The sequence below is a fragment of the Dactylosporangium sucinum genome, from assembly GCF_014647515.1.
GTDB classification, from domain to species: domain Bacteria; phylum Actinomycetota; class Actinomycetes; order Mycobacteriales; family Micromonosporaceae; genus Dactylosporangium; species Dactylosporangium sucinum.
Genome location: NZ_BMPI01000013.1, coordinates 167,978 through 175,225 on the forward strand (window position 1 = coordinate 167,978; position 7,248 = coordinate 175,225).

The 7,248-nt window shown below is 73.3% G+C and carries 12 protein-coding genes; 2 read left to right on the forward strand and 10 right to left on the reverse strand.

Annotation, left to right across the window (positions count from 1 at the left end; translation table 11 throughout):
- The 6 genes from IEZ31_RS15870 to nadD form a co-directional block, all read right to left on the reverse strand.
- Positions 1–192, reverse strand: a 192-nt coding sequence (locus tag IEZ31_RS15870; protein ID WP_190250611.1) for a hypothetical protein, incomplete at its 3' end; no start/stop codon positions are given.
- 78 nt (positions 193–270) lie between these two features.
- The gene (locus IEZ31_RS15875) at positions 271–1,128 is read right to left on the reverse strand and encodes a DegV family protein (RefSeq protein ID WP_190250612.1); all 858 of its coding nucleotides are present in this window, start codon (positions 1,126–1,128) and stop codon (positions 271–273) included.
- A gap of 35 nt (positions 1,129–1,163) precedes the next feature.
- Positions 1,164–1,550: a hypothetical protein gene (locus IEZ31_RS15880; RefSeq protein WP_229835120.1), complete on the reverse strand. Its 387-nt coding sequence runs from the start codon at positions 1,548–1,550 to the stop codon at positions 1,164–1,166.
- Positions 1,551–1,594: 44 nt separating this feature from the next.
- Positions 1,595–2,194, reverse strand: a complete 600-nt coding sequence (locus tag IEZ31_RS15885) for a histidine phosphatase family protein (protein ID WP_190250613.1) — start codon at positions 2,192–2,194, stop codon at positions 1,595–1,597.
- Between the two features lie 3 nt (positions 2,195–2,197).
- Positions 2,198–2,581, reverse strand: a complete 384-nt coding sequence (rsfS, locus tag IEZ31_RS15890) for a ribosome silencing factor (RefSeq protein ID WP_190250614.1) — start codon at positions 2,579–2,581, stop codon at positions 2,198–2,200.
- Positions 2,582–2,656: 75 nt separating this feature from the next.
- A complete protein-coding gene (gene nadD, locus IEZ31_RS15895; protein ID WP_190250615.1) occupies positions 2,657–3,250 on the reverse strand; it encodes a nicotinate-nucleotide adenylyltransferase in 594 nt (197 codons plus the stop codon).
- A gap of 129 nt (positions 3,251–3,379) precedes the next feature.
- Between nadD and IEZ31_RS15900 the strand changes: the two genes are divergently transcribed.
- Positions 3,380–3,610, forward strand: a complete 231-nt coding sequence (locus IEZ31_RS15900) for a DUF397 domain-containing protein (RefSeq protein ID WP_190250616.1) — start codon at positions 3,380–3,382, stop codon at positions 3,608–3,610.
- Here IEZ31_RS15900 and IEZ31_RS15905 read toward each other — a convergent pair.
- Both IEZ31_RS15905 and IEZ31_RS15910 read right to left on the reverse strand, forming a co-directional pair.
- A complete protein-coding gene (locus IEZ31_RS15905) occupies positions 3,601–4,095 on the reverse strand; it encodes a hypothetical protein (protein WP_190250617.1) in 495 nt (164 codons plus the stop codon). The genes IEZ31_RS15900 and IEZ31_RS15905 overlap by 10 nt on opposite strands.
- Positions 4,092–4,250, reverse strand: a complete 159-nt coding sequence (locus IEZ31_RS15910) for a hypothetical protein (RefSeq protein ID WP_190250618.1) — start codon at positions 4,248–4,250, stop codon at positions 4,092–4,094. The genes IEZ31_RS15905 and IEZ31_RS15910 overlap by 4 nt, the downstream gene beginning before the upstream one ends.
- A gap of 325 nt (positions 4,251–4,575) precedes the next feature.
- Between IEZ31_RS15910 and trpS the strand changes: the two genes are divergently transcribed.
- Positions 4,576–5,589, forward strand: coding sequence for a tryptophan--tRNA ligase (gene trpS / locus IEZ31_RS15915; protein ID WP_190250619.1), 1,014 nt, complete (start codon positions 4,576–4,578; stop codon positions 5,587–5,589).
- Here trpS and IEZ31_RS15920 read toward each other — a convergent pair.
- Positions 5,522–6,670: a hypothetical protein gene (locus tag IEZ31_RS15920; RefSeq protein WP_190250620.1), complete on the reverse strand. Its 1,149-nt coding sequence runs from the start codon at positions 6,668–6,670 to the stop codon at positions 5,522–5,524. The genes trpS and IEZ31_RS15920 overlap by 68 nt on opposite strands.
- A 16-nt stretch (positions 6,671–6,686) precedes the next feature.
- On the reverse strand, positions 6,687–7,248 hold a 562-nt coding region (locus IEZ31_RS15925), incomplete at its 5' end, for a GNAT family N-acetyltransferase (RefSeq protein WP_229835122.1).

Consider the following 7,248-nt stretch of genomic DNA (forward strand, 5'->3'; position numbering starts at 1 on the left):
GCCACCGCCGCCGCCCCGCGACGCAGCGTCAGGATCGACCGGGAACGCAGCCGGACCGCCGCCGCCGGGAACGGCCCGGAACGGCGCGGCCCGGAAGGTCGCATCCCACGGATAGTCCAGCGCGTCGTCCGGATCGGGGGGCAGGCCGACCACCCGGGCCGGCGCGTCGTCGGTCTCGCCAGAGCGCCTCATGCCCGGCACCGTAGGCGCCGAGCCGTACCACCCGCCCGCCCCGCGGCCCCGATCTGTGGATAACCCGGCGCTTGTGGATTACGCCGTCCGGTACACCACCACGGCCACCATGCCCGGCCCGACGTGGGCGCCGACGACCGCGCCGACCTCGGTCAGGTATGCGCCGCGCAGCTGCGCGCCGAGGCGCTCCTTCAGCGTCGTGAGCAGCGCGTCCGCCCGGTCGGGCGCGGCCAGGTGGTGCACCGCCACGTCCACCTCGGAGGAGCCGGCGGACTCCGCGGCGATGTCGACCAGGCGGGCCAGCGCGCGGCTCGCCGTGCGGACCTTCTCGCGCACGACCACGCCCTGCTCGGTGGTGTGCAGGATCGGCTTCACGGAGAGCGCCGTGCCGAGCAGGGCCGCCGCCGCGCCGATCCGGCCGCCCCGGCGCAGGAACTCCAGGGTGTCGACGTAGAAGAGCGTGGTCGTGCGGCCGACCGCGGCGAGCGCGGCCTCGCGCACCTCGGCGAGGCTCCCGCCCGCGGCCGCGGTGGAGGCGGCGGCGACGGCCGGGAAGCCGAGGCCCATGCCGGTGGACTGGGCGTCGATGACCTCGACGCGGCCGTCGAACGGCGCGGCGGCCAGCACCGCCGCGTCGTACGTGCCCGAGAGCTGGGCGGACAGGTGCACCGACAGGACGGCCTCGGCGCCGCCGTCGAGCAGCTCGCGGTACACCTGGGAGAAGGTCTCGGGCGAAGGACGCGACGTCGTCACGGCCACGCGCCGCGCGTTGAGGGCGTCGGCAACGGTGGCCGCGTCGATGTCCACGGTGTCGAGCCCGGCCACGCCGTTGACGACCACGGCGAGCGGGACGACGGTCAGGTTGCCGACCATGTCGGGCGGCAGGTAGGCGGTCGAGTCGGTGACCACGGCGACGGCGGGGTGTGGGCCGGTCATGACGGCACCGTAGCGGATCGACCTGAGCGCACGGCTCAACCTTCCTTGATCGACACCACCTGGAACGGCGTGCCCTGCTGGCAGGTGCTCGCCATGTCGGGCTGCGGGACGCCGGTCACCGTGACCGTGGTGCCGCTGCGGTACTTCGTCCGATCGCCCCCGAGCAGCAGATACGTCTTGTCGGCGGTCGAGAGCAGCACGCACCCCGCCTCGACGCCGTCCTTGATCTCGCCGGTGACCGTGACCGCGCTCAGCGAACCCGACGCCACCACCGTGCGCGAGTTCACCGGCGCGGACGGCGACGCCGCGTCGGAGGCGGCCGACGAGGACGGCGCCCCGGCGGAATCCGTGGCGTCGGGCGAGGCGCAACCAGCCAGCGCCAGCACGGCGAGGGCGGACAGTACGACGTACCGAAGCTTCATGGTCCCTCAGACGTTGCGGGCTACCGAACGGTTCCCCCGAGAGGCTACGGCACGTTGTGGGCCAGCATCTGCCAACCGCGCACCGTGTCGAACAGCAGGTGCGTGGAGTGACAGTTGTGCAGCGCGCCGAGCGTCGGGGCGAACTCGGCCGGCCAGCCGAGCAGCGCGCACGTCGCATAGCGGGCCGCGGCCCCGTGCGTGGCGGCCACGATCACGGCGTCGTCGGGGGCGCCGTCGACGGCCTCCTGCAGGGCGGTCGCGGTGCGCTTGCTCAGGGCGTCGACCTCCTCGACCCCCGCGTCGACGACCGGCTCGCCGCGTTTCCAGCGCGCGAACGACTCCGGCCAGCGAGCGCCGATCTCGGCGTGGGTCAGGCCCTCCCAGTCGCCGAAGCCGCGCTCGCGCAGCCGGGCGTCGTGCCGGACGGGGAGCCCGACCAGCGCTTCGAGGGCGGACTGCGTGTCGGCGGCCCGCCGCAGGTCGCTGGCGATGAGGACGGTGGGCGTCAGGGCGGCCAGCCGGGGCGCCGCCGCCCGCGCCTGCTCGACCCCGAGGTCGGACAGCGGGATGTCGGTCTGGCCCTGGACCCGGCCGCCGGCGTTCCAGGCGGTCTGCCCGTGGCGCCACAGAATGAGCAGCGTCATCGGTTAGGCGGTCGCCGGCAGGTCACGGTCGACGAACTCGATGACCGGGCAGTCCTTCCACAGCCGGTCGAGGGCGTAGAACTCCCGCTCCTCGGTGTGCTGGACGTGCACGACGATGTCGACGTAGTCCAGCAGGACCCAGCGGCCGCCCCGCTCGCCCTCGCGGCGGACGGGCTTGGCCTTCTCGGGCAGCTCCAGCAGGCGCTCCTCGATCGCGTCGACGATCGACAGGACCTGACGCTCGTTGGGCGCCGAGGCCACCAGGAACGCGTCGGTGATGACCAGCTGGTCGGCCACGTCGAGAATGACGATGTCTTCGGCCTTCTTGTCGGCGGCCGCCTGGGCAGCGGTGAGCGCCAGCTCGCGGGCACGCTCGGTGGCGGGCACCGGTCTCCCTTCGTCGGTTGGTCCCGGCTCTCCGGGCTGTTTCTAGCCTCTCACGGCGGTACGACAGAATGCCCGTCAGTTGTTGCCGACTTTTCGGTACAAACCACGCTTATTGATGTACTGCACCACCCCGTCCGGCACCAGATACCAGACCGGCTTGCCCGCCTCGACCCGCCGCCGGCAGTCCGTCGAGGAGATCGCCATGGCCGGCACCTGGATCAGGCTGACCGTGTTCGTGGGCAGGTGCTCGGCGCTCAGGTCGAAGCCGGGCCGCGTCACGCCCACGAAGTGCGCCAGCGAGAACAGGTCGTCGGCGTCCTTCCACGACAGGATCTTGCTCAGCGCGTCGGCGCCGGTGATGAAGAACATCTCCGCATCGGAGCCGTACGTGCGCCGCAGATCCCGCAGCGTGTCCACGGTGTAGGTGGGCCCGCCGCGGTCGATGTCCACCCGGCTCACGGTGAACCGCGGGTTGGAGGCGGTGGCGATCACCGTCATGAGGTACCGGTCCTCGGCCGGGCTGACGCTGACGTCGCTCTTCTGCCACGGCTCGCCGGTGGGCACGAAGACGACCTGGTCCAGCCCGAACCGGTCGGCCACCTCGCTCGCCGCCACCAGGTGGCCGTGGTGGATCGGGTCGAAGGTCCCGCCCATGATGCCCACACGCATCACCGCATCGTAATGATCGAACCGGTTGCCCGCCGTCGTGCCGCCCGTCACCCGAGCGTCACCCGGACGGGGTCGGCCGACCGGCGCCGGGGACAACCGGCCAGCCCTCCCGTGTGTAGCGTTACGGCCATGACGCTGCCTCACCCGAAGGGCGAGTTCGACAGCTCGCGCGCACAGTGGCGCTCCGCGCCCGGCGGCAGCCACGGCAGTCGCGTCGAGGTCGCCTTCGTCGACGACCTCATCGGCCTGCGCAACGGCGCCGACCCCGACAGCCCGATCCTGGTCTTCACCCAGGCCGAGTGGGACGCGTTCGTGCTCGGCGCCAAGGACGGCGAGTTCGACGTCCAGGGTCAGGGATAGAGCAGGGAGCGGATCGGCTCCAGCCGGTCGACGCGCGGCGCCAGGGTGCGCACGCGCAGTGCCAGCGTGACCGCCTCCAGCGTGGCGTCGTCGTCGGGCACCAGGAATCCCTCGTGGTCGACCAGCCAGGCCTCCACCGCCGGCCAGTCGAACACCGGCCGCCGCGGATGCGGCCCGACCGGTGGCGGGAGCGCCCACGCGCGCACCACCTCGGCCGGCCGCCCCACCCGCTCGGCGACCGTTTCGACCGTCACCAACGGATCGTCGCCGGTCGCGCGGTCGGGCACGAGCCCCGCCGCGCCGAGGTCGCGGACGCCGGAGACCACCGCGTCCACGAGCGTCGGCGCCGGGCGGTCGAACGCCACCCAGCCGGCGCCGTCCGGCCCCGCCTCCACGCAGGCGTCGACCGCGCGCCGCAGCAGCCGGTCCGCCCGCTCGTCCGTGATGTCCCCGGCCACCACCAGCCGAAACTGCCGCAGCCTCATCGCGCCACCCGCCCGCAGTCCCGGTGCCGGTGCGCGAACGCGTCGATCCGCCGCGCCGCCCGCTGCGCGGCGGCGCCCCGCGGCACCCCGTCGGGCAGCCCGAGCCACCCCCCGCACACCGGGCAGTCGAGCCGCAACCACGACCTGTCACCCACTGTCGTTCCTCCCCCGCCGATCGGCATCGCTTCCAGCCAGCCAACACCAGAAACAGCGGCTTGGGAGGGGCCATAGCGGGGGCGGCTGTCACCTCCGGCATATGCCACATAAGCCTCGGCAACGCCCCTCGACGAGCACCGGTGCTACCGTAGTGACGTGCGTACGACGACGCTGAACAGCTGGCGCGCCCGTTAGGGGCGGCCATACTCGCGCATTCGCACGCACGAAACCCCACGCAAACAGGCCGCCCGGTCCGGGCGGTCCTCGTTGTCGTGTGCACCGCACGGATCCCGGCGGCCCCTGACTCCCCGAAGGGAAGCCACCATGTCCAAGCGGCGCATCTCCGGCTTCAAGCCCACCGGCCGGCTCCAGCTCGGCAACTACGTCGGCGCCGTCCGGCCGACCGTCGCCGGCCAGGACGAGCCGACCGTGGCGTTCATCGCCGACCTGCACGCGCTCACCGTCCACCACGACCCCGCCGAGCTGCGGGAGCGATCGGCCGAGGCGGCCGGCCTGCTGCTCGCGGCCGGCATCGACCCGGCCCGCACGATCCTGTACCGCCAGTCCGATCTGCCCGCCCACGCCGAGCTGCACTACCTGCTGGAGTGCGTCGCGGGCTACGGCGAGGTACACCGGATGATCCAGTTCAAGGAGAAGGGCGGCGGCAGCGGCTCACGCCTGTCGCTGCTCACCTATCCGGTGCTCATGGCGGCCGACATCCTGCTGCACGACATCACGGAGGTGCCGGTCGGGCGCGACCAGCGCCAGCACGTGGAGCTGACCCGCGACCTGGCGATCCGCTGCAACGAGCGGTACGGCCCGGTCTTCACCGTCCCCGAGGCCGTCCATCCGGCGGTGGCCGCGCGCGTGGCCGACCTGGCGACGCCGACGGCCAAGATGGGCAAGACCAGCGCCTCGGCCGCGGGCGTACTCTTCCTGCTCGACCCGCCCGACGTGCTGCGCCGCAAGATCATGCGGGCGGTCACCGACGGCGGCACCGAGGTCGTCCACGACCCCGAGGGCAAGCCGGGCGTGTCGAACCTGCTCGACATCCTGGAGGCGTGCACCGGCGAGCCGCGCCGGGACTTCCGCAACTACGGCGAGCTCAAGGCCGCGGTGGCCGACGCGGTGATCGCGACCCTGGAGCCGGTCCAGCGGCGGTACCACGAGCTGGACCCGCACGACGTCGAGGACGTCCTGCGCGACGGGGCCGAGCGGGCCGGCGAGCGGGCCGACGCGACGGTCCTGCGGCTGCGCGCGGCGCTGGGCCTCACAGCCGGACGGCGCGCTCCCGCAGGTAGCCCAGCGACGCGGGCGACGGCTGCGGCACCGCGCTGAAGCGGGCCGGCCGGAAGTCGATCTCCTCGACCAGCAGGTCGGCCTCGACCAGCAGCGCCCACGGCACGAAGAAGGTCCGCTCGCCGGTGACCGCCACGCCCACGAAGTCGACCCGGGGCAGCAGCGCCGGCGAGCCGACCGGCCACACCGCCGTGGTGAACGCCGTGCCGTCGGCCCGCGCGGCGAGCGTCGCCTCGACGAGCCGCGGGTCGCCCAGCGTGCGGCGCTGGTGCTCGGCCACGTCGGTGGCCAGGCGGCGCCGGGCCCGGGCGGCGGCCGGGTACGCGGGGTGGTCGGCCGGCGGCGCGAACGGCACGACCCGGCCGTCGTCGTCGGTCGTGTACGCCATCGGGGACAGCGGGCGGGCGGTCCGCGCGTACTCGTCGGCGGCCAGCTCGTAGAGCTGCTCGACCAGCCCCGGCTCGTCGGCGCAGACGAGCAGCATCACCGTGCTCGGCAGGAACGCGACCGCGCGGCCGCCGACCTGCTCGTCCAGCTCGGCGAGCCAGCCGTCGAGGAGCACCCAGGAGACCAGCTGCTCCTCGTCGTGGTCCGGCACGTGCAGTACCGACGGACCGAACAGCGCCGCCGAGGCGGGCAGCTCCGCCCGGGCCAGCGTCCGGTCGTGCGCCGCCGCGAAGATCCGTTCCACGCCGACGCCCCAGCGCTCCGGCGTCCCGACGTCGAGCGGCACGTCGCCGCAGAGCACGACCTCGTCGAGGTCCGGCAGGGCGGGCCGGCGCAGCGTGCGGGTCCCGCGGGCCGCGTGGCGCAGCGCGATGCGCAGCCGGGGCAGCGCGTCGGCGAACGACGCCGGTTGGGCCGGCGGTGCCAGGCTGTGCGCCACGAACTCGCGCACGAACTGCTTCTTGTCGCCCGGATTTCGTTGGTACTGGCTGAATGCCTTCGCCAGGAAGAGCCAGCTGTGCACGTCCTGCCCGCACTCGCACACGATCGCGAACTGCGTCGGACGGAACTCGGCGTCGTGGACGCCGATCCGGCGGAGCTCGGCCAGCACCTGGTCGGCGAATCGTTCCCGGGGTGACCGGGACGGTCGGGTCAGCCGTTCGAGGATGCCCACCGGCCCGACGATAGCCTCATGCGAGCTCAGAGGCGATGGGCTCGGGGGCGATGACGAGTTTTTCGTAGCAGAGGCTGAGCGGGCTGTGGACGTACGGTCCATACGGAGGAATCGGCCGGTATCCGGCTGATTCGTACAAACGGATGGCTTCGGGCTGGCGCGGCCCGGTCTCCAGGCGGACCACCCGGTAGTGCGAGCCCGCCGCGAGGTCCTCCAATGCGGCCAGGACTCGCCGCGCGATGCCGTTGCCGCGGTGCGCCGGCCGCACGTACATGCGCTTGATCTCGGCGGTCTGGTCGTCGAGCGGCTGCAGCGCCCCGCAGCCGGCCGGGATGCCGTCGACGGCGGCCAGCACGAACCGCGCGTGCGGGTCGAGCGGGAACCGGCGCCGGCCGGCCTCGCCGTAGCGTCCGGCCGACTCGTTCTCGGCCGCGGCCATCAGCTCGGCGAGCTCCTCGTCGGCCACGGTGCGCCGGATCACCTTGACCTCGCGGTTGCCGTCGTCGAACCGCTTCTCGAAGCAGCGGCTCGCCTCCAGCTTGACGTACGGCCCGAAGCGCGGGATCGGCCGGTAGCCC